The organism is Roseixanthobacter liquoris, assembly GCF_043195135.2.
Lineage (GTDB): Bacteria > Pseudomonadota > Alphaproteobacteria > Rhizobiales > Xanthobacteraceae > NCEH01.
Window position 1 is genome coordinate 1030707 of sequence record NZ_CM195537.1, and the last position, 21010, is coordinate 1051716.

Annotated in this window: 20 protein-coding genes and 1 pseudogene; 15 read left to right on the plus strand and 6 right to left on the minus strand. The window is 62.9% G+C overall.

Annotated elements, in window-relative coordinates; all coding sequences use genetic code 11:
- Positions 1–45 precede the first annotated feature (45 nt).
- The 4 genes from cydC to V5F84_RS04680 all read right to left on the minus strand — a co-directional run bounded on the left by cydC (position 46) and on the right by V5F84_RS04680 (position 4775).
- A complete protein-coding gene (gene cydC / locus V5F84_RS04665; RefSeq protein WP_394043719.1) occupies positions 46–1734 on the minus strand; it encodes a thiol reductant ABC exporter subunit CydC in 1689 nt (562 codons plus the stop codon).
- 41 nt (positions 1735–1775) lie between these two features.
- A complete protein-coding gene (gene cydD / locus V5F84_RS04670; RefSeq protein ID WP_394043720.1) occupies positions 1776–3557 on the minus strand; it encodes a thiol reductant ABC exporter subunit CydD in 1782 nt (593 codons plus the stop codon).
- A 71-nt stretch (positions 3558–3628) separates the two neighbouring features.
- On the minus strand, positions 3629–4210 hold the full coding sequence (locus tag V5F84_RS04675) for a GbsR/MarR family transcriptional regulator (RefSeq protein WP_394043570.1): 582 nt from the start codon (positions 4208–4210) through the stop codon (positions 3629–3631).
- A gap of 229 nt (positions 4211–4439) precedes the next feature.
- The gene (locus V5F84_RS04680; RefSeq protein ID WP_394043571.1) at positions 4440–4775 is read right to left on the minus strand and encodes an ArsR/SmtB family transcription factor; all 336 of its coding nucleotides are present in this window, start codon (positions 4773–4775) and stop codon (positions 4440–4442) included.
- A gap of 50 nt (positions 4776–4825) precedes the next feature.
- Here V5F84_RS04680 and V5F84_RS04685 point away from each other — a divergent pair, with 50 nt between their 5' ends.
- The 14 genes from V5F84_RS04685 to V5F84_RS04750 all read left to right on the plus strand — a co-directional run bounded on the left by V5F84_RS04685 (position 4826) and on the right by V5F84_RS04750 (position 18546).
- Complete coding sequence (locus V5F84_RS04685; RefSeq protein WP_394043572.1) at positions 4826–5044, plus strand: YgaP family membrane protein; 219 nt, start codon at positions 4826–4828, stop codon at positions 5042–5044.
- 9 nt (positions 5045–5053) lie between these two features.
- Positions 5054–5488, plus strand: a complete 435-nt coding sequence (locus V5F84_RS04690; protein ID WP_394043573.1) for a YeeE/YedE family protein — start codon at positions 5054–5056, stop codon at positions 5486–5488.
- Between the two features lies 1 nt (position 5489).
- The gene (locus V5F84_RS04695) at positions 5490–5918 is read left to right on the plus strand and encodes a DUF6691 family protein (protein ID WP_394043574.1); all 429 of its coding nucleotides are present in this window, start codon (positions 5490–5492) and stop codon (positions 5916–5918) included.
- 24 nt (positions 5919–5942) lie between these two features.
- Positions 5943–6836, plus strand: a complete 894-nt coding sequence (locus tag V5F84_RS04700) for an MBL fold metallo-hydrolase (RefSeq protein ID WP_394043575.1) — start codon at positions 5943–5945, stop codon at positions 6834–6836.
- A gap of 130 nt (positions 6837–6966) precedes the next feature.
- Positions 6967–7485: a DUF3859 domain-containing protein gene (locus V5F84_RS04705; RefSeq protein WP_394043576.1), complete on the plus strand. Its 519-nt coding sequence runs from the start codon at positions 6967–6969 to the stop codon at positions 7483–7485.
- Between the two features lie 723 nt (positions 7486–8208).
- Entirely contained in the window at positions 8209–9024 is an 816-nt protein-coding gene (locus V5F84_RS04710) for an IclR family transcriptional regulator (protein WP_394043577.1), read from the plus strand.
- Positions 9025–9112: 88 nt separating this feature from the next.
- Positions 9113–10771: an ABC transporter substrate-binding protein gene (locus V5F84_RS04715; protein ID WP_394043578.1), complete on the plus strand. Its 1659-nt coding sequence runs from the start codon at positions 9113–9115 to the stop codon at positions 10769–10771.
- Between the two features lie 115 nt (positions 10772–10886).
- Positions 10887–11846 (plus strand): ABC transporter permease, encoded by a 960-nt coding sequence (locus tag V5F84_RS04720; RefSeq protein WP_394043579.1) that lies wholly within the window; start codon positions 10887–10889, stop codon positions 11844–11846.
- A 43-nt stretch (positions 11847–11889) separates the two neighbouring features.
- A complete protein-coding gene (locus V5F84_RS04725; RefSeq protein ID WP_394043580.1) occupies positions 11890–12789 on the plus strand; it encodes an ABC transporter permease in 900 nt (299 codons plus the stop codon).
- An 87-nt stretch (positions 12790–12876) separates the two neighbouring features.
- Positions 12877–13893 carry a zinc-dependent alcohol dehydrogenase gene (locus V5F84_RS04730; protein ID WP_394043581.1) on the plus strand — a complete coding sequence of 339 codons (1017 nt, stop codon included), beginning with the start codon at positions 12877–12879 and terminating at the stop codon, positions 13891–13893.
- Positions 13894–13941: 48 nt separating this feature from the next.
- Entirely contained in the window at positions 13942–14937 is a 996-nt protein-coding gene (locus V5F84_RS04735; protein ID WP_394043582.1) for a Gfo/Idh/MocA family protein, read from the plus strand.
- Positions 14938–15004: 67 nt separating this feature from the next.
- Complete coding sequence (locus V5F84_RS04740; RefSeq protein WP_509277199.1) at positions 15005–16369, plus strand: aldehyde dehydrogenase family protein; 1365 nt, start codon at positions 15005–15007, stop codon at positions 16367–16369.
- Positions 16370–16525: 156 nt separating this feature from the next.
- Positions 16526–17551: an ABC transporter ATP-binding protein gene (locus tag V5F84_RS04745; RefSeq protein ID WP_394043721.1), complete on the plus strand. Its 1026-nt coding sequence runs from the start codon at positions 16526–16528 to the stop codon at positions 17549–17551.
- Positions 17551–18546, plus strand: coding sequence for an ABC transporter ATP-binding protein (locus V5F84_RS04750; RefSeq protein WP_394043584.1), 996 nt, complete (start codon positions 17551–17553; stop codon positions 18544–18546). The genes V5F84_RS04745 and V5F84_RS04750 overlap by 1 nt, the downstream gene beginning before the upstream one ends.
- A gap of 139 nt (positions 18547–18685) precedes the next feature.
- On the opposite strand, the pseudogene V5F84_RS04755 reads toward V5F84_RS04750, so the two are convergent.
- Positions 18686–18787: pseudogene (locus V5F84_RS04755) on the minus strand (hypothetical protein); the annotation flags it as partial.
- Between the two features lie 387 nt (positions 18788–19174).
- Between V5F84_RS04755 and V5F84_RS04760 the strand changes: the two are divergent.
- Positions 19175–20464 (plus strand): hypothetical protein, encoded by a 1290-nt coding sequence (locus tag V5F84_RS04760; RefSeq protein WP_394043585.1) that lies wholly within the window; start codon positions 19175–19177, stop codon positions 20462–20464.
- Positions 20465–20477: 13 nt separating this feature from the next.
- Here the strand turns inward: V5F84_RS04760 and V5F84_RS04765 are convergent, their stop codons facing one another.
- On the minus strand, positions 20478–20978 hold the full coding sequence (locus tag V5F84_RS04765) for a hypothetical protein (RefSeq protein WP_394043586.1): 501 nt from the start codon (positions 20976–20978) through the stop codon (positions 20478–20480).
- Positions 20979–21010 lie beyond the last annotated feature (32 nt).

Consider the following 21010-nt stretch of genomic DNA (forward strand, 5'->3'; position numbering starts at 1 on the left):
AAGGTTCTGGCGCTGGGGCGCCTTCGGGTTGATGGGCGGGCACCTTCAGTCCGGACGCAACATGGCAAGCGCGGCCTCGAAGGCCGGCGTGCCGCGTTGCGCCCGGGCGAGAATGCGCCCGCCGTCGATGATGATGAAGTGGTCCGCGATCTCGGCCTCACGGCGGATATGGGTCGCGATCACAAGGGTGCGCGGGCCCGCCTGCTCCGCCACGCGGGCCAGCACGTCCCGGGCGGTGGCGGCGTCGAGCCCCTCGGTCGGCTCGTCGAGCAGCCAGAGCGGGGCGGCGCGCAGCAGCAGCCGCGCCAGCGCCAGGCGCCGGCTCTCGCCGCCGGACAGGCCGAGGCCGCTTTCGCCCAAGAGGGTGTCGAGCCCGTGCGGCAGGGCACGGATGGGGCCCGCGAGCCCCGCCGCCGCCAGCGCGTCCCAGAGCCGGTCGTCCGTGGCATCGGGCGCGGCGAGACGCAGATTGTCGCGCACGCTGTCTTGGAACAGCTCGGTGCGCTGGGTCAGCAAGGTGGAGGGGCAGGCTTCGACCGTGCCGGCCGACGGCGCCATCTCGCCACCGAGCAGAGCCAGCAATGTGGACTTCCCGGCGCCGCTGGTGCCGATGATGGCCACCCGCGCCCCGGGCGCGATGTCGAGGGTGAGGTCGTGCACGGTGTCCCGCAGCGCGCCGTCGTGGCGCGCCGAGACGCCGCGCAGCCGCGCCGCCGATTCGGGGGGCGGAAGGCCGGGCTGGAACGCCGGCGGCTGGGGCCGCAGGCGCGGCGCGATGCGGCGGGCGGCCAGCAGGGTGCGTCCGAGTTCCACCGCGCCGCGCCGCATCCCGGCGAAGGGCTCGGCGGCCGCCAGGGCGACCAGCAGGCCGAGCACCGCCACCGGGGTGCCGATCATCCCGTCCCGCGCGAGCAGGCCGACCGCGAGCAGCGTGCCCGCCAGCACCACCGTGCCGGCGAGCGCGAAGCCGGCGCCGACGCCGGTCTCGATCCGGTCCAGGGCATCGTCCGCCTTGGCCGCCTCGGCGTCGGCACGGGCGATCGCCGCGCGCTGGCCGGCGAGGCGTCCGGCCAGGATCAGCTCGGTCTGGCCCGCCACGAGATCAATCGCCCGGGCGCGCAGCGCTTCGAGAGCATAGGCGCGGCGCCGGGCCGGCTGTCGGGCGACGCGCGCGGCGAGGATCGGCAGGCCGAATCCGGCCAGGAGCAGCAGGCCTGCCACCGCGAGGCCGAGCCCGGCCTGCATCGTTCCGAGCGTGATTCCCGCCGCGAGCGCGGCCGCCAGCATCGCCCCGGCCGGCACCAGGATGCGCAGATAGAGCGAATCCAGCGCGTCGATGTCGGCGGTCAGGCGGAACAGCAGCTTCGCCGGCCGCGCCAGCAGGCTGCGCGCCGCGCCCGGCTGGGCGAAGCCGCGGAACAGGCGCTCGCGCAGCAGGGCGAGGATGGAGAGGGCGCCGTCATGGGTCGTCAGCCGCTCGCCGTAGCGCGCGGCGGTCCGCGCCAAAGCGAGAAACCGGATGGCCGCGGCCGGCGCGAACACGTCGAAGGCAAGCGCGGTCGCGGCGGAGAGACCGGCGAACGCGGTGGCGGAAATGAACCAGCCCGACAGCCCCAGCAAGGCGATTCCCGCCAGCACGGTTGCGGCGGCGAGCCCCAGGCCCGCCAGCAGCATGGCCCGGCGGGTGGTGAAGAACAGGGCCAGGATGGTGCCGAGATCGCCCATGCGGGACATCGGCGCGGACGTGTCCCCCGGGCGCGGGGCGGTCCGGCGGCTCATGGGCGCGATTCCAGGACAATCGCACGGTCCATGCGCGCGATCAGCGCGGGATCGTGGGTGGCGACGATCAGCGTGCGCCCCTCGGCCAGCCGCAGCAGGCCATTGGTGACGTCGCGCGCGGTCGCGACATCGAGATGGGCGGTGGGTTCGTCGGCCAGGATGAGAGTGGCGTCGGGATTTGCCGCCGCGCGGGCAAGGGCGAGGCGCAGCGCTTCACCGCCGGAGAGGCCGGACCCGCCTTCGCCGATCTGCCCGGCATGGTCGTGGGCGACACGTTCCAGCGCGGCGAAGGCGAGGGCCCGCTCCACCTCGGCGGCGCCGATGCCCGCGCGCCCGAGCGCGATATTGGCGCGCAGCGAGCCGGCGAAAAAATGGGGGGTCTGGCCGATCCAGGCGATGCGACGGCGCAGGGACGCAGCCGTTTGCGCGTCGAGGGGGATGCCCCCGATGGCGATCTCGCCGGCCAGCGGCGGCGCGAGTCCGGCGATCAGCGCGAGCAGGGTGGACTTGCCCGCGCCGCTGGCGCCGACCAGGGCGATCCGTTCGCCCGGTGCCACCGCGAAGCTGAAATCCTTGAGACTCTCCGCCTCGCAGCCGGCATGGCGGAACCGCACGCGAGATCCGCTTACGCCGGGCGGCGGGCTCGGGCCATCGGCGGGGAGATCTGCCGGAACGGGGTCGGCGACGGCCGCGTCCGGCAGGGCGAGCCCCTGGTGTGCCAGGCGCTGGAGCGCCTCCAGCGCGGCTTCGCCCGCCGCACGGTCATGCCAGACCGCCGAGAGATCGCGCAGCGGCTGGAAGAAAGCCGGGGCGAGCAGCAGGATGAACAGGCCCTCCCCGAGGGAGAGCCGCCCGCCCCAGGCGCCGAAACCAAGCGGGCCGAGGAAATGAAAGCCGATATAAACCGCCACCATGGCGACGCCGAGGGCCGAGAACAGCTCCAGCACCGCCGAGGAGAGGAAGGCGATGCGCAGCACCGCCATGGTGCGCGCCTTCACCGACAGGGCGTTCGCCAGAAGCCGCTGCGCCGTCAGGTCCACCGCGTCCAGCGCACGGATGGTGGAAAGGCCGCGCAGGCGATCCAGCAGGAAGGCATTCATGCCGCCGGTCTCGATCATCTGCGCGGCGCTGGCCTGCTTGGCGCGCCAGCCCACCAGCGCCATGAAGAGGGGGATCAGCGGGGCCGCCATCAGCAGCACCAGCGCCGCGACCCACGAGAGCGGCAGTATCATGCCGAGGATGGCGAGGGGCACGAGGCTTGCCCGCTGGCGGGCCGGCGTATAGCGCGCGAGATACGGCACGATTGCGTCGGCCTGCTCGGCAATGGCGCTTGCGGCGGCGCCCGAAGAGGCCCGGTCGCGGTCCAGCGGCGAACGGGTGGACAGGGCCATGGCTGCGCGGGCGCGCATGTGCGACAGCGCCGCGCGGGCGGAACGGAAGGCGAGCCTGGAGCCGCCGGCATCGAGGCCCGCGCGCGCCACACCCAGCACCAGCACGAGAAGCGCGGCCCATTCCACGTGCGCCATATCCAAGCGGGCGATGCCGGAACCTGCGAGGCCCTCGCCCGCGGCGACGGCCTGCACCGCATAGGCCAGGGCGGCGGCCTGGGGCAGCCACAGGAGCGTGGCGGCGACCTGCATCATCCCGCCACGCCGGATTCCCGGAGCGGAGGGCGCCTTCGCGGGCCGGGCGCGGCCGGGAGCGCCGGCGCCTTTCGGGAGCGTGGACGGCTGCCCTCCCACGCCGGGTTCCGGCCCGTCGGGTTCGACCGTGCCCAATTCTTGCGCCGCCGCCTCCTCGGGCAGGGCGGCGCGTGCGGCCGGGGCAGGGGAAAAGGCGATGTTCATGGTCATTCCGCCCCTTTCTGCGTGCGCGACCGCCGCGGCCGCCCCAGGGCCACCACCTTGTCGGTCGCTTCCAGCAGGCGGGTGACCTTGGCACCCATGGCGAGCAGGGTCGCCAGCCGCGCGGTATCCAGCCCCTTCACGTCCTCGTACCAATTGGTGAGCTGCTCGATGAGGGCATGCATCTCGCCCAGCCGCGCCTGGGCGTGGCGCTCCTCCTCGGTGGCCGGCTCCTGCATCAGGAGTTCGCGCAGGACCGAGAGGGTGGGGTCCACCTCGCGCTTCTTGCGCTCCTCGGCCAGGGTTCGCAAAATCTGCCAGATATCGTCGGGGGTGACGAAGAAATCCCGGCGATCGCCGGGCAGGTGCTTCAGCACGACGAGGTTCCAGGCCTGGAGTTCGCGCAGGCTCATGGACACGTTGGACCGGGAGATGCCGAGCGCCTCGACGATCTCATCGGCGCACAGGGGGCGCGGCGAGACGAACAGAAGAGCATAGATCTGGCCCACGGTGCGATTGATGCCCCAGCGGCTGCCCATCTCGCCGAAATGCAGCACGAAGGCCTGGACCATGGCGGGCAGCTTCATCTTGTTTCTCGGCAAACGGAATTTTCAGAAAGTTCTGAAAATTGATTACTGCAACCCGCGCCCGGCAGCAAGCGCCACGCTCTCGCCCGGCAACCCTGACGGCGTTCCGGACCGCTCTCAGCCTGACACCATCAGGCAGATGCCCTCAGACCGGGGACCGAGAGCGGCCTTATCCCCCATTGGAAGCGGAACATCCTTGATCCTCCGCAACCGGGCTTGAACGAGCGCCTCAGGCGGGCGCGCAATAGAGCCCGTAGAGGGTCTCCAGAACGGCCCGCACCTCGCGGCTGGCGAGGCTGTAATAGATCGTCTGGGCTTCCCGACGTGTGCTCACGAGCCCTTGCAGGCGCATCTTTCCCAGGTGCTGGGACAAGGCGGACTGGCTGAGGCCGGCGAGCGTCGCAAGCTCGCCCACGGAGCGTTCGCCTTCCACCAGGTGACACAGCACCAACAGTCGCTTGGCATTGGCCATGGAGGAAAGAAGCGCAGCCGCTTCCTCCGCGCGCGCTTCGAGCACGGCAAGGGGGGGCTTCGAAAAAGCGGGCGGGAAGGGGACGCTTGACATATTAGAATCTTCGAATATACGTATCAAATAACTTATACGAGGAGGTCGCCGTGGTCAATGTCGGAACCGTCGATCGGGCGGTGCGGGCGCTCGCCGGCATCATTCTGCTTATCCTTCCCTTTGTGCCGGCGGCGGCCGGCGCGCTCGCGGGCATGGGAAGCTGGATCTGGGTCCTGCCCGCGATTGGCGCTGTGCTGTTGCTTACGGCTCTGTTCCGCTTCTGCCCGGCCTACACATTGCTGGGTATCCGGACCTGCGCGACCAAGTGAAGGAGGCGCATGGATATGACCTCCTTCACGCCTCTTCCTTCCTTGCTGGGCGGGATGCTGATCGGCCTGTCCGCCGTGCTGCTGATGGCGGGGCAGGGGCGGATCGCGGGCATCAGCGGCATCGCCTCGCGTCTTCTGCCGCCCTATGAAGGGGGCGGGATCTTGGGCCGGCTCGGCTTCGTGGCCGGCCTGATTGCGGCGCCGCTTCTTGCTGGTGCGCTCACTGGCCTGCCGGTGGTCCAGGCCGTGTCCGACAATCTTGCCCTGATGGGCGCGGCCGGGCTTCTGGTGGGCTTCGGCTCGGTCTGGGGCGGCGGCTGCACCAGCGGCCATGGAGTCTGCGGCATCGCCCGGCTTTCGCCCCGCTCTCTGGTGGCCACCCTGGTCTTCATGGGTGTCGCCGGTGTCACCGTGTTCGTCACGCGTCATCTGATGGGGGGCTGACATGGGTCTCCTCGTGCCCGCGCTCGCAGGACTGATCTTCGGCCTCGGCCTGGTCGTGTCCGGCATGGCGAATCCCGCGAAAGTGCTGAACTTCCTGGATATCGCCGGCGCCTGGGACCCCAGTCTCGCCTTCGTCATGGGCGGGGCGGTGGCGGTTACGGCGGCGGGCTATCGCTGGGTGCTGGCGTGGCGGAAGCCGCTGTTCGCCACGCGGTTCCAGGTGCCGACCCGGCGCGACATCGATGCGCGCCTGTTGGTCGGTGCGGCGATCTTCGGGCTCGGCTGGGGCCTGTCCGGCCTGTGTCCGGGTCCGGCCCTGACGTCGCTTGGGCTGGCGGCGCCCGGCGTCCTGGCATTCGTGCCCGCCATGGTCGCGGGCATGGCCGCCGCCCGTTGGCTCGCCCTGCGGCAGCACGCGCAGAAACCCTGAACCTGGACCCCAAGGGAGGTTCCCATGTCCCCCATTCCCCATCCCGTGGATCTTGGCGTGAAGCCCGAGGTGACCGCCTTCTTCGATGCCCCCACGAACACCGTCAGCTATGTGGTGAAGGACCCACATTCGCCTGCCTGCGCGGTGATCGACAGCGTGATGGACATCGATTACGCGGCGGGGCGTATCACCTATCGGTCGGCGGACGAGATCATCGCGTACATCCGCGCCCATGCTCTCACGCTGGAATGGCTGATCGAGACCCACGTCCATGCCGATCACCTCTCGGCCGCGCCTTATATCCAGGGCCAGCTGGGCGGCAAGCTGGGCATCGGCGACAAGATCACCGTGGTGCAGGAGACGTTCGGCAAAATCTTCAACGAAGGAACCGAATTCCAGCGTGACGGCAGCCAGTTCGATCGCCTGTTCGCCGATGGCGACACTTATCGGATCGGCACGATGGCCGCCTTCGCCATGCACACGCCCGGCCACACCCCGGCCTGCATGACCCATGTGATCGGCGATGCCGCATTCGTGGGCGACACCTTGTTCATGCCCGACGGCGGCACCGCGCGGGCGGATTTTCCCGGCGGCGACCCTCGCGTGCTCTACCGCTCCATCAAGCGGGTGCTTGAGCTGCCCCCGGAAACGCGCCTGTTCATGTGCCACGATTACGGCCCGGACGGCCGTCAGGTTCAGTGGGAAACGACGGTGGCCGAGGAGCGCGCGCACAATATCCACGTGCGGGACGGCGTTGCGGAAGCCGAATTTGTCGCCATGCGCATGGCCCGCGACGCGACGCTGGGCATGCCGCGCCTGCTTATTCCCTCGATCCAGGTGAACATGCGCGCCGGCGATCTGCCGCCGCCGGACGCGGCCGGAAAGCGCTTTCTGAAAGTGCCCATCGACAGCCTGTGAGCCCCCGGCGCAAGCCCGGCGCCGGCCCGAGAGTGCGCCGCCCCGAGCGATGGATGAGGATGTCGGAAAGGGACCTTGCAAAGCCCTTTGGTCCGAGCATCCTATGCTAGGTTCGCTCTGGATGCAGCCGATGGAAGGACGTGTCATGCGCGCGGTGAGGGCGGCAATTGCCGCGCTTTGGGCCACGGCGCTGCCGGCGGCGGCCCAGCCGGTTCATGTCGAGGGGATCGAGATCATCGATTCCGGCATGTATGAATCCCCTGGCGGTGAGACGATCCGCAACACCGATTCGCCGACTGGCGAGATGGCCCTGCCGACGAACAAGAAGCTGGTTGCCGCGACGAACGACATCGCCGGAAAGGTCGGTGTCGAGTTCGGCTTTCGCTATGTGATCAAGGGGAAGCCGGCGGGGGCCGAAGTGCCGCTCGACTTTGCTTTCACCTATCCCGAGCCCCGTCAGGAGCCGTGCGCATGCGAGAGGCCGATCACCGCGAGCCAGTTCTCGGAGACCAAGAAGATCGGTGAAACGATCTATCTCGGCTACAGTTTCAAGAAATTCTGGGAGATCCTCCCCGGGACCTGGACCTTTACCGTCTCCTATGACGGAAAGGAAATGGCGAAGCACAGCTTCACCGTCTCTGCGCCCTGAGCCGCGGGAGCAGATGGGGAAGCGTTCCGGCCGATTCATGGGCCTATGCCCCTCGCGGGAGGCCCATCGCTCCTCTCTCCCCGCCCTTGATTTCCCCTCATGACCTGACGCGACCAGGGCGGATCATCTCCGCTTCAGCACTTTTATCGCTTCAGCGGGAAGCTCAAGGTTCGGGCGTTGTGCGATGCGGCCGCGAAAAGGGGGGCGCGGGGCCCGTGATTCACGCCGGAGCGTTCGGCTTCGAAGGCAGTTGAGGATCGTCACGCGCCAGCGGCGCGCGCCCTGGCATTTTGAATGCCTGCGCGCCCCGGCCGAGGCGGGCATCGCACGGCCTTTGACCCCGCCCCTCGCTCCAATTCAACCGCAGCAAGGATTTGGCGCCGGATCGCCTTCGCCGGCTGAGGCTTCGTTGCGTGCCGGAACGGCCAAAAGCTCTGCAAAGCAACGCATGTTCAAAAAATGAACAAGCTGTACAATATTCGTTCCTACAGCGACGCCAATGGATCATTCTCGGCCGTATGTTATTCGCGTGTTGACAAGCGCAAATGCCAAGAACATTGTTTGTGAACGAATTTAATATTTGTGCAACGCAAAACGACGCCAAGCGTTCAACATTCGTGAATCGGAACCAAGTGCCGATGATGCCTAAACCCGCAAAGGGATTCTCGGCAGCATCTGCATTTCCCGCGGGAGGGTGGGATGGGTCGATCAACGGCAGCTGCGATGGATGACGACGCGTCGGGATCCGAGAGATCGATCCTGAGGACGCTCGACAAAGGATTCAGCGTCTATGAAGTGATTGCCTCTGCGGGCCGCCGGGGAATCTCCGCGGGCAACCTTGAGCAGCAGCTCGGCTATCACCGGGTCACGCTCGGGCGCTTCCTCAGAACGTTTGTTACCCGTGGCTATGTTGAAGAAGTTCCGGGGGCGGACCGCTTCCGCCTCAGCTTGAAAACGCTGTCCCTGAACTTCGCATCCCTGGACGGGCTTCCGTGCCGCGAGGTCGGGGCGCCGCTCCTCGACGAGCTTTGGCAACGTACGCGCGAAACCGTTCATCTTGTGATGATGGACAATGGCGACGTGATTACTATCGATCGGCTGGAATCGGAGCAGCCGTTGACGCTGCGCACGCAGGTTGGTGCGCGCCGGCATGCCTATTGCACAGCCGCGGGAAAGGCAATTTTGGCGCACCTGCCGGAGTCGGAAGTGGATCGCATCCTCAGCCGCGGCATGCCGCCGATTGCTGTCAACACGATCACCGATCCCACCGTGTACAAGCAACAATTGCAAGGCGTCCGTATCGAGGGCTACGCCCTGGACGACGAAGAACTGGCGGATGGTATTCGCTGCACCGCCTCGCCCTTCTTTGATTATTCGGGGCGCGTCATCGGCGCCGTCAGTCTTTCTGCGCCTTGCGTCCGCGTCAGCGTCGAAAAACTTCGCATCATGGCAGGCGCGGTCAGGGATACGGCCCTTCAGCTGTCTCGGCAGCTTGGGTACCGGTCCTGGGGCGCGACGGAAGCGAACACAAACAGATAAAAATAATATCCGGCGATAGAAAGCAAGAAAATCGATTCGATCAAAGTATCGAAATCCCTATCGCCAGAAAACAAAAGGGAGGTATGCAATGCCTGGTGATAATAATGGACTCGATCGGCGGCAGCTTCTAAGCGGCGGACTGGCGATCGGAGCAGGTATTGTCGGTGCGTCAGTCTTCGGTCCCGCATTTGCAGTGGAGCCAGGCAAAGCCGATTCCACGCTGCTTCGCGCTCCCGAGCCCAATCCCAAGCGCGGCGGCACGTTTCGTACTGCGTTCGGAGCGACAACTGCCCACAACGACATCCACCAGGGCGGCAGCTACAATATTCTGACGCAGATGTACGATGGTCTGGTTTCTCGCAATCTGGCGGACGGCCTCCAGACCATTGCCCCGTCGCTCGCGAAATCATGGGATATCTCGAGCGACCGGACAATCTATACGTTCCACCTGCGAGGCGGTGTCAAGTTTCACGACGGAACACCGTTTTCCTCGGATGATGTGGCCGCAACCTTCAATCGCATCATCTCCCCGCCCGACAATGTCGTGAGCATCTACAAGGATCAGCTGTCGCGCGTGCAGAAGGTGCGCGCCCTTGACCCGCTCACCGTCGAGTTTGTCTTGAGCGAGCCGTGGACGCCGTTCCTCGATGTCATCGCCGGCCCGGCCATGGTGATCTATTCCAAGAAGGCGATCGACGAAAACCGTTCGGATTTGCGCAAGGTCATGGCGCCTGGAACCGGCCCGTTCGTCTTTGACCGACACCGTGTGGGTGAGGTTTGGGAGTTTAATCGCAACAAGAACTATTGGAATCCCGAACTGCCCTATATTGATCGCCTCCGCATGCTGAACGTTCCGGGCTGGGTGGATCGCGGAACCGCCGTTATGACGGACCAAGCCGACTTCTCCTGGAATGTTTCTCCGCAGACGTGGGAAGAAGGCACAAAGCGGAGCGACATTCGCGGCACCCAACTCTCGTGCTTGAACTCGCACACCCTCACGCTCAATAACGCTCGAAAGCCGTTCGACAATCCGCTCGTCCGCCGGGCAATCCATCTGGCCGTCAGCCGGCAGCACATGATTCAGGCCCTGTCCACACAGGAGCCGGTCTTTGTCAGCCGCTGGATGCCGAATGTGCCTCCGTATGCGATGCCGGAAGAAGAGATTTTGAAATTGCCCGGATATCGGGCGGACAAAAAGCAGGACATCGAACAGGCGCGAGATCTGCTTTCCGATGCCGGATATCCTGATGGCTTCGGCAACGTCGAAATGATTACGGCTTCGGTCACCCAATGGGCCGATATCAATGCACCGACCTTCCAGGATGAACTCAAGCGCACGCTGAAGATCCAAAGCAGAATCCGGTTGGTGGAGCGCGGCCTGCTTCCCGAGACGTATAAGAGCGGAAACTTCGACATGATCCAGGAAGCTGGATATCAGTCGACCTTCGTGGATCCGACAGTGCTATGGACAAATAATCTGAGAACGGGCGCGTCGTCAAACTGGGCGCGGTACTCAAACCCGAAACTTGATGCGATCATCGATCAGGTCAACGGGAGCAGTGATGAAGCGGCTCGCAAACAACTTTTCCGCCAGGGGATGGATCTGCTGGACGAGAATCCGCCATTCTACCTGATCGGCTTCTGCAAGCATTCGCCGATGTGGCAGAGCCGCGTTCGTGGTCTTGCAATGGACAAGCGAACGTTTTCCGAATGGGGCCGCCTCGATACCGTCTGGCTCGACCAATAACGACGGAAACCTTCGGAAAATTAAACATCTTCCCTTTCGGCGGGTCGGCGCGGGTGAAAGCCCGACTGATCGCGCACTTTGCTGAGCATTGGCTTAAATCTTCAGGATGGCCTCGATGCGAGCGTATATATTACGAAGACTGCTGCTCGTTATCCCGACCCTGTTCGGCGTAACGATTCTGATCTTTGTCGCCATGCGGGTGATTCCAGGGGACCCTCTGGCGATGATCGAGGCTGAGGGCCAGGGAAAGGTCATCTTGACCGATGACCAACTCGCGGCCGCGCGGGCCTCGCTCGGGTTGGATCAGCCGCTCTATGTCCAGTATCTGTCCTGGATTGGAGATGTGCTTCACGGTGATCTTGGAAACTCGTTCTGGCGGGGCGATCCGATCAGCGAGATCATTCTGCGGCGCGCGCCCATCACATTCGAGATAGCGTTTCTTGCGATTATACTCTCGTGGATCGTGGGATTGCCTGTCGGGGTCCTCGGCGCGGTGCGACAGAATTCGCTCTGGGATGTTCTATCGCGGATGGTGGTCATCATCTTCCTGGCGGTTCCTAGTTTCTGGCTGGGCATGCTGATCATCATTACCCTGGTGTTGCAATTCAGCTGGCGTCCGTCCCTTACGGTCGTAGACTTCCTGGACGATCCGATAAGAAACCTGCAGATGGTGATCGGCCCAGCGCTTGTGATGGGCCTTGGGTTGGCGGCAGTCATTGCAAGAGTGGCGCGGTCCGCGACCCTTGAAGTCCTGCACGATGACTATGTGCGCACTGCGCGCGCCAAAGGTCTGCCGGAGCGCCTGGTGTTGATGAGGCATGTGATCCGAAACACGCTCATGCAGATCCTGACCGTTTCCGCTCTCGCTTTCGGCGGGCTTCTCGGCGGCTCGGTTGCAGTGGAGCGCGCATTCGGAGTTCCCGGTCTCGGCATGTCGCTGGTTATGGCGATCAACGAGCGGGACTGGATGATGATCCAGAATCTGGTCCTCATTTACGGAATCATCTTCGTCATCATGAATTTTCTCGTAGACATTACTTATGGGCTGCTCGATCCAAGGATTCGATATAGCTAGGGCGTAGTATTCGATTCGGTTGGGCCGGGCGGAGGAAAACCCCATGGGAGCCAAAGCTGATATTTCATTGACGGTGCTGGGGCGGCCAACGGCCGCGCGGAATACCCATCCCTTGCGCATCCTCTTGCGAAAATCGCCGGTCGGTGCCTTGAGCTTGCTGATACTGGTCTGTGTTGTGTGCGTGGCAGTGCTCGCGCCGGTGCTCGCGCCATACGACCCCTTGAGCACGAACATGTCCGTGGCCAGACAGCCGCCGTCCGCGGCCCATTGGCTGGGGACCGATCACCTTGGGCGAGACGCACTGAGCCGCCTGATCTACGGGACGCGCATCACGCTCGTCGTCGTCCTGTCGTCGGTGTTGATCGGAGATGGGATCGGATTTATTTGGGGGCTCGCGAGCGGTTACATCGGGGGGCGATTTGATCTTCTTGGGCAACGACTCCTCGATGTAAAAATGGCGTTTCCATCGCTCATCTTGGCGATGCTTTTGCTGGCTGGTCTCGGGTCGGGACTGCCTACCGTCATCATCGCCATAGCCATTACCAGAATTCCGCTCACGACGCGAACCATCCGGTCAGTTGTTCTTTCGATAAAGCAAATGCCCTATGTTGAGGCGGCGGAATCCATTGGGGCGACGAAGTGGAGAATAGCGACGCGGCACATCATGCCACAGTGTATCGCTCCTCTTCTGGTTGTTGTCAGTTTCAGCCTCGGCACGGCCATTTTCACCGAGGCGGCTTTGAGTTTCCTTGGCGTCGGTGTCCCGCCGCCGGCGCCGAGCTGGGGCAGCATGCTGAGCGGTGTGCTTGCCGATTCCTTCAAGCCGCAATGGTGGCTCGTCCTCTTTCCCGGGCTGGCGATAACCATCACGATTACGGCCGCAAATCTTCTGGGCGACGCGCTTCGTGATCTTCTCGACCCTCGGCTTCGGCAACGAATGTAGAAACAGTCACGATCATCCGAGCTGTCGCCCGAAGCTGTATTCAGCGCGATATACTGCAAAACAATCTATTCAATGGGAGAACTATACATGAAGTCTCAGAGACTTGCTGGTTATGCACCGCTGACGATGACGATCGAGTCCTTCGAGCTCGATGAAACGCTCCCCCCGGGGCACATGCTGGTCGAAGCGCACACGACCGCCATTTCCGCCGGCACCGAGATCGCGAATTATCGTGGGATGACCCATCAGCATTCGGCCGAACTGAAGGATTGGAGCGACAAGCCCTACTTCCCCGGGTATTCGCTGGCCGGAATTGTTCTGAAGATCGGGCCTGGCGTCACTGAATTCGCGGTGGGCGATCGGGTGTGCGGGATGGCGAAGCACGCTTCGCACGCCGTCGTCGATTCGCATCAGTTCGTCCATATTCCCGATGGTGTGTCCTTTGACTATGCGGCGATGACGACGCTCACCTGCATCGTGATGAACGCGGTGCGTCTGGCGAAGCTGGAGCTGGGCGAATCCGTTGCCGTCATTGGCGCGGGTTTGATCGGACAGCTGGCTGTTCAGTTGAGCCGCCTCGATGGTGCCCGCCCGGTCGTGGCAATCGATCCCATCGAGGCTCGCCGGAAACTGGCGCATGAGAGCGGATCGGATTTCGAAATTGATCCCATGGCCACAGATCGCGCTGCACAGATCAAGCGCATCGTGGGAGATCGCGGCTTCAATTGTGTTTTTGAAGCAACCGGGTCGCCGGCGCCATTCAACGATGCACTGAAGATGATCGGATTCGGCGGCAAGATGATCCTGCTCGGCTCGACGCGTGGCAAGGTCGAGCAGTTCGATCCCTACGCGGACGTTCACCTTAACGGGGTGACGATGATCGGCGCGCACATGCGGACTCATCCCGCCCATGAAACGCAGTTCAATCGTTGGACCTGGGTGAATAATCGGAAGCTCGCCCTGACGCTCATCCGCGACGGTGACCTGAAACTCGAACCGCTGATCAGTCATCGCGAGTCGGCGTCCATGGGTCCCGAGATGTTCCGTCGCCTCCACGAGGCTCGGGAGAGCTTCTACGGCGTATTGCTGCATTGGGACCATTGATTTCGATCATTGATGTCAAGTTGATCTGAAAATCGGATAGGGAACGTCATGGCTATCAAGATTGGCCAAATCGGAACGCAACATGTTCATGCGAACGGCAAAGCGAAGGCGCTGATCCGCGATGATGCGGTGGATTTCGTAGGGGTTTTCGAACCCAACCAGGAGCTGTTGGCCAAGGCGAAGGCGGATGCAGCCTGGGCGGGGGTCACGTGGCTCGAGTCGGCGGACGATCTGCTCAAGGATCCGAACATTCGAGCCGTTTTCGTCGAAACCCATCCTCTGCAGAATCAGTTCTGGGTCCGCCAAGCGCTCACCGCCGGCAAGCACATCCATTGCGATAAGGCGCCGGGAACGTCCCTGGCCGAGTTTCGAAACTTGGTGGCCCTTGCGAAGGAACGGGGCCTCGTGCTCCAGCAGGGCTACCAATTTCGCTACAACAAGGGCCTGAGGTTCGCGGTCCAGGCGGCAAAAGACGGCCTCCTGGGCCGTCCCTTCCACATGCGCGCCAGAATATCCGTCGACCTTGTTGATTATGAGCGGCTGCGGAGCGAGATCGAACCGTGTCCGGGCGGCATGTTCTACTATCTCGGCTCGCATATGGTAGACCTGATGACGTCCGTTTTCGGTCGGCCCATTCGGGTAACTCCGACTCTGCGGGCAGATGGCGATGCGCACCTTCCCTATGTCGACAATACGATTGTGGTCTTCGAGTTTCCGCGTGCAACCGCGGTCATCGAATCCGCAACGATCGAGGTGAAAGCCTTTGAGCATCGCCGGTTCGAGATCTATGGAACCAAGGGATCGGTGATTGTCGAGCCGTTCGAGAATCCGGCCCCGAAGGTGCTCATGGCGCTCGACGAAGAACGGGATGGCTATAAGGCAGGCTGGCAGCCGGTAGAGGTCGGTAACGAGGCTCGATACGTCGAAGACATCGCCGAGTTGCTGGCACTGATTGCGGGCACGCGAACCCCGATTGTCTCTTCGGAGCACGATATCATCACGCACGAGACCTTGTTGCGGGCGTGCGGCGTGTTGGGCGGCTGAGGCGCGCAACAAAAAAAGCTGGCAAGCCCATTGGTCATTCAAAAAGTGGAGAGAGAGCGTGTCGACAATGCAGTCGGTGAATCCTGCCACTGAAGAGATTCTGAGCACGTTCCAGAAGATGGACCGCCAGGAGGTGGATAGCATCCTGGCGGAATCCGTGAACGCGTTCAGGTCGTGGCGGAGCGGGCCGCTCGCGCAACGCGTCGCCTGTGCACGGGAGCTCGCAAATGTTCTGCGGCAGAATGCGGATCGTTTCGCAAGCACGATCAGCAGCGAGATGGGGAAAACACTGAACGAAGCAAAAGGCGAGGTAAATAAATGCGCCGGCCATTGTGAGTATTTCGCCGAAAAGGCGGGTGCATTTTTGGCACCGGAGTCCATATCCGATGCGCTTCGCCCGACCTATGTGTCGTATGAGCCGCTTGGCGTGATCCTGGCGATCATGCCGTGGAATTTCCCGTTCTGGCAGGTTCTTCGTTTTGCTGTTCCCGCGATGCTTGCGGGAAATACCGTGATTTTGAAGCACGCCAGCAACGTGACGGGATCGGCGCTCGCCATCGAATCTGCCTTCCGCGATGCCGGCTTTCCTTCCGGGACCTTTCGCACGCTTGTTATTCCAAGCGCGGATGTCGGGAGCCTGATCGCGGATGACCGCATCGCGGCCGTTACGCTTACGGGAAGCGAGGTTGCGGGAAGGGAAGTGGCCGCCGCCGCGGGGCGGGCGCTCAAGAAGGTCGTGCTTGAACTTGGTGGGTCCGATCCCTTCATTGTCCTGGAAGATGCAGATATTTCCGGCGCCGCCGAATATGCTGCGCGCTCCCGTTTTCAGAATGCGGGTCAGAGCTGCATCGCGGCGAAAAGATTCATCGTCCTCGAAAGCATTGCCGATCAGTTTGAGCAGGCATTCGTGGAGCGCGCGAATGCAATCGTAGTCGGCGACCCGGACTCGGCAGGAACGCAAATGGGCCCGCTGGCCCGTGCCGATCTGCGCACCATTCTGGAGCGACAGCTTGCGGAATCGGTGAAAGAGGGGGCGAAGATCCTGACCGGTGGACGCGCTCTGGCGCGGAAAGGGTACTTCTTCGAGCCGACCGTTGTCGGCGATGTGTCGCGAAAGATGTCGATCTTCCGTGAAGAGACGTTCGGGCCGGTGGCTGCGGTCGTTCGGGTGAAGACCATCGACGAAGCGATCGATACCGCGAACGACTGCATCTATGGGCTGAGTTCCAATATTTGGACCCGCGATATTTCAGCGGCAAAGGCATTGGCCAAGCGCATTGAGGCGGGCGGTGTCTTCATCAACGGCATGACGGCATCCGCGCCCCAGGTTCCGTTCGGTGGAATCAAGAAAAGCGGGTTCGGTCGCGAGCTGTCGGTTCAGGGCATTCGGGAGTTCACCAATCTCCAGACCGTTTGGATCGAGCGGGAATAGCGCTCCTTGAAACCTGAGCGTGACCGCAAACAAGAGAGGCTGCGACGAGGCCGCAGGTTTGTTCGTCACGCGCTGCAATGTTCTTGCCGGTTGAAGGGGCGAAAAATGTCCGCTGAAGCGATTACCAAGAAAGCCGTTGCACCCCAGGAGCGCTCCATGTGCAGCGGGGAGAGCCGCGACCCGCTCCTGGAAGTCAGGAATCTCAAGACCCAATTCTTCACCCAGGCTGGCGTGGTGAAGGCGGTCGAAGACGTGTCCTTCCACGTGATGCCGGGGGAAACGCTGGGGGTGGTGGGAGAATCGGGCTCCGGCAAGAGCATCACGGGCCTCTCGATCATGCGGCTGATACCAGATCCGCCCGGCAAGGTCGTGAATGGAGAAGTGATTTTCGAGGGGCAAGACCTTCTGAAGCTCAATGATGACCAGATTCGCCGGATCCGCGGTCACCAGATTGCGATGATCTTCCAAGATCCGATGACGTCTCTCAACCCCGTGCTTTCGATCAATCAGCAGATCAGCGAAGCGCTGCAATTGCATATGGGCATGTCCAAAGCCCAGGCGAAGACGCGGGCGATCGAGTTGCTGCGGATGGTCGGTATTCCAAATGCGGAAAAACGGATCGACCAGTATCCGCACCAATTCTCGGGCGGCATGCGCCAGCGCGTGATGATCGCGATGGCGCTCTCCTGTAACCCCAAGCTCATCATCGCCGACGAGCCGACCACCGCGCTGGACGTCACCATTCAGGCGCAGATCCTCGACCTCATGCGCTCGCTCCAGGCCGAGCGCGGCACCGGGGTGATCATGATCACCCACTCGATGGGGGTTGTGGCCGGGATGGCTGATCGCGTGCAGGTGATGTACGCCGGCTCGATCGTGGAAACGGCGAGTACCGAGAAGATTTTCGCCAATCCGCGGCATCCCTATACGGTGGGGCTCATGAAATCGATTCCGCGGCTCGATGCGCGCCAGCGCGAGCGGCTGGAACCGATTCGTGGTCTGCCGCCCCACCTGGTCGATTTGCCGGATATCTGCCCGTTTGCGCCGCGCTGCGACTATGCACGGGAGAAATGCGAGCAGAAGCGGCCCCCGCTGATCGAGATTAGCCCCGGCCACAAGAGCGCCTGTTGGTTCTGGGAGGAAGTCACGAAGGACGGCGTTTCGAGCAAGGGAGGCGTCTGATGTCTGTCACAACCGCAACGGCGAGCGCCGTCTCCGGCGCGGAGCAACCGCCTCTGCTCGAAGTCCGCGACCTCGTCATGCACTTCGGTCCGGTTCAAGCCGTGGGGGGCGTCTCCTTGTCGGTGAAGAGCGGCGAGACGCTGGGCCTGGTCGGGGAGTCGGGATGTGGGAAGTCGACCACCGGCCGTGCAATTCTTCAACTCTGCAAACCCACCGCGGGCGAGGTGCTGTTCGACGGGTGTGATCTGACCCAACTCGGCGGGTCCGAGATGCGCAAGAAGCGGCGCCATCTCCAGATGATCTTTCAGGATCCCTACGCTTCCCTCAATCCGCGAATGACGGTCGAAAGCATCGTCTCCGAGCCGATGCAGATTCATGATCTGGTCCCCAAGAATCAGAGAACCCAGCGTGTCCAGGAACTCTTGCGGACGGTGGGGCTGAATCCGCATTTCGCCAATCGGTATCCGCATGAGTTTTCCGGCGGCCAACGCCAGCGCATCGGCATTGCGCGCGCGCTCGCAGCAAATCCCGACTTCATCGTTTGCGACGAGCCGGTGTCGGCGCTCGACGTCTCGATTCAGGCGCAGATCGTGAACCTGCTCGAAGACCTCCAGGACGAGTTCGGCCTGACATATTTGTTCATCGCGCACGATCTCTCGGTCGTTCGGCACATTTCCGACCGCATCGCGGTCATGTATCTCGGCAAGATCGTCGAGCTGGCGGATCGCAACGCTCTGTACGACGATCCCTTGCATCCCTATACGAAGGCGCTTCTCTCGGCCGTGCCGATTCCGGATCCGGTCATCGAGAGGAAGCGGGAGCGGATCATCCTCACCGGGGACGTGCCGAGCCCCATCAGTCCGCCGAGCGGATGTCATTTCCATACCCGGTGTCCGTATGCGATGGACGTCTGCAAGCAGATTGTCCCGACCTTGGCCGACCAGGGCGATCATCATTTCGTCGCGTGCCATCTCTACCCGGGCTCCGGCGCATAGCGGACCTTCCGCTCGTTTCGCGCCGCGCGCCTTGGCGCCAACGCGGCGTTGTCCCGTGCGCGTTCTGATCAGCATTCGATGATCTCGCGAGAACATCGTGCAGATCGCGTGTCGAGCGCGCCAGGCGATCAAGCCGAACGACCAGACGCGCGTTTCCGGCTTGCGAGGCGGCGAGGTATTCTCGCAACTGCCGCCGTTTTGTTCGCACCTGCGGTGTTTGTTGATTGATAAAGCTTCCCACACCCTGTGGATTGAGGTGTTCGATCTGCCGATCTAAGGCCTGCCCATCAAGTTATGCGCATGCGAAGCCAATAAATATTTATCAGAAATGAGACTATATTACACTCAATACCACGTATTGATTGCTGGTCGGCGCTTTTCCCGCCTCATATATCATGGATTATGAGGCGCATGGTTAAATTTCAGCCAAGCGATGCCGATAGGATAATTGGTTGCTATCGCGCGCTTTCAGTTGGAGGAGGACCCTCCATATTGATGCGTCGCGGCATAGCCTGAAGTGGCAGAGCATCCGATCTGGGACGACTGACAGCTGGCCGGCTCGAACCGCGGGCTCAATTTCCGACCAGTGACTCGACCAAAGCCATGACGGGCGAACAGGGAGACGAATATGCTGTGGGGTGTTCTCGGGCCGGGCAGTCTGCATGTGGAGCGGCGGACGCGCGGACTCGGTCTGGGCGGGGCGGTTCGCTATTTCAACGAGGTTGCGGTTCCCGGGATGGGAGGGGTGTGGTTTGCCAAACCGCTTTTCCTGTCTTTGCTGGGCATTCGGATTGCGGAAGACAAAGACAGCGGCGTGCCCAAGATCACGGCGGCCAATGCCGTGGAGGCGCTCGCATGCTGTCTCGCGTTTGAACGCAATGGGTGGAAACGGGATGACCATCTTGTTGGCCGCCGCAAACTCGCGGGTGTCGACGCGTTAACCTTCAAGGTACTGGGGAGGGTTGGCACCTATGTGCCGCAGCCGATGCGCATGGCGACAACGTCTGCACTTCCGGCGCTCGGCTTGGTCGAACCGGGGGCAAGTCGCTTCAATACGATGTGCCTGAGCGATGTGGGTCACCTCTTCCTCCAGGCGGCATCAAAAAACCATCGGCCATACAACACGGAACTCATCAATTACTTGTGTGACTGGCAGAAAGGGAGGAGCAAGCCCCCGGAAAACAGTGACAAGCTCGCGGATGTCCTGTCCCCTCTGCTGCCTCTTCCGCGTGAAGCCCTGGACATTCTCAGCCATCAAGTGTTCGGATTTGATACGGATGTTTCACGCAGAAATGTGTCTCGTAGATGTGCCGTGCGCGACTGGCTCTCCGCCGGCGCCGGTGAAGAATGGACTTCTCGTCCCGCCTGCATCAGTCCTGAACACTGGCTGGAGCTTGAAGCGGGAGCGCGCTTTTTTGCCTTGCGTGAAACGTGTCTCGCTTTGCTTGATGGGATAGAGGATCAGATCGGATCGCGAAACGGGCATTTCGATCCGGCGGCCGCGCTGCCGGAGCCCATTGAAACGCAGATCCACGAAGTGAAGCGGCGCGCCAAAGCCTTTTTGGACATCCAGCTGCCGGGCGCCGATTCCGGTGTCAGTTCAGCCCGTGAGCTTGCCGATGTCCTCAACGGCGACCCAGAGACGAGCCTCGTGGCGCTCGTGGAACGTGACGGACGCACCCTCACGACGGATGGCCGGCTGATCCGGCCGGGACCGGTGTTCCGCGGGAACGCAACTGGCCGTGATGAAATGCCCCAAAGCGAAGAACCAGGAGAAATGGTTGAAGAGGAAGGCGATAGCGTGCCGCATAACGCGGCGGAACTGCCGCCGCTCCCCGCGCACATCTCTCCGCGTATTGGTAACTTCTTCAATATGATCAACGACCTCAAGTCCCAGGGGAAAAATGCGCATGGATAGGCCGCATCTGCCCTCATTGGTGGATCACTTCAATCCGCCGAGGGACCATACGGGGTGCTTCGGCTGGATTGTCGGCTATTCCGCCGATGCGCATTTCCTCAATGCCGCAGCCGAACGCTTCGTCGGCGAGACGAAGGGCCAGCGGCGATCCATGGGGCAAATCCGCCTTGCCGTGATGCTCGATCCCGGCATGCCCCAGATCACGCCCGTTGAGACGCCGGGGGTCCTGCATCTGCTCTACACCAAGCCTCCTCACGGCCGCGAGCTCGCTGATCATGCGCGGCGTGACCGCGCCGAGCAGGGGAGCACCCTCCTTGTCGAAGGCGCCGCGCGCGAGACTCGCGATGAGCTTGGCGTCCTTCGCCGGGTTCAGTGTCACGCAGCGATGGCCGAGGCCCTCGGCAACAGCGCGCGCCTTTTCAGCGGCCTCGCCTTCGAACTTTGCGGCCTGGGACGGCGTCGAATTGAAGAGCACGAGAATGTCGTGCGAGGCGGACTGAGATTTGACAGTCATGATGCGATCTTTCGTGAGGCTGGCGGCAGTCT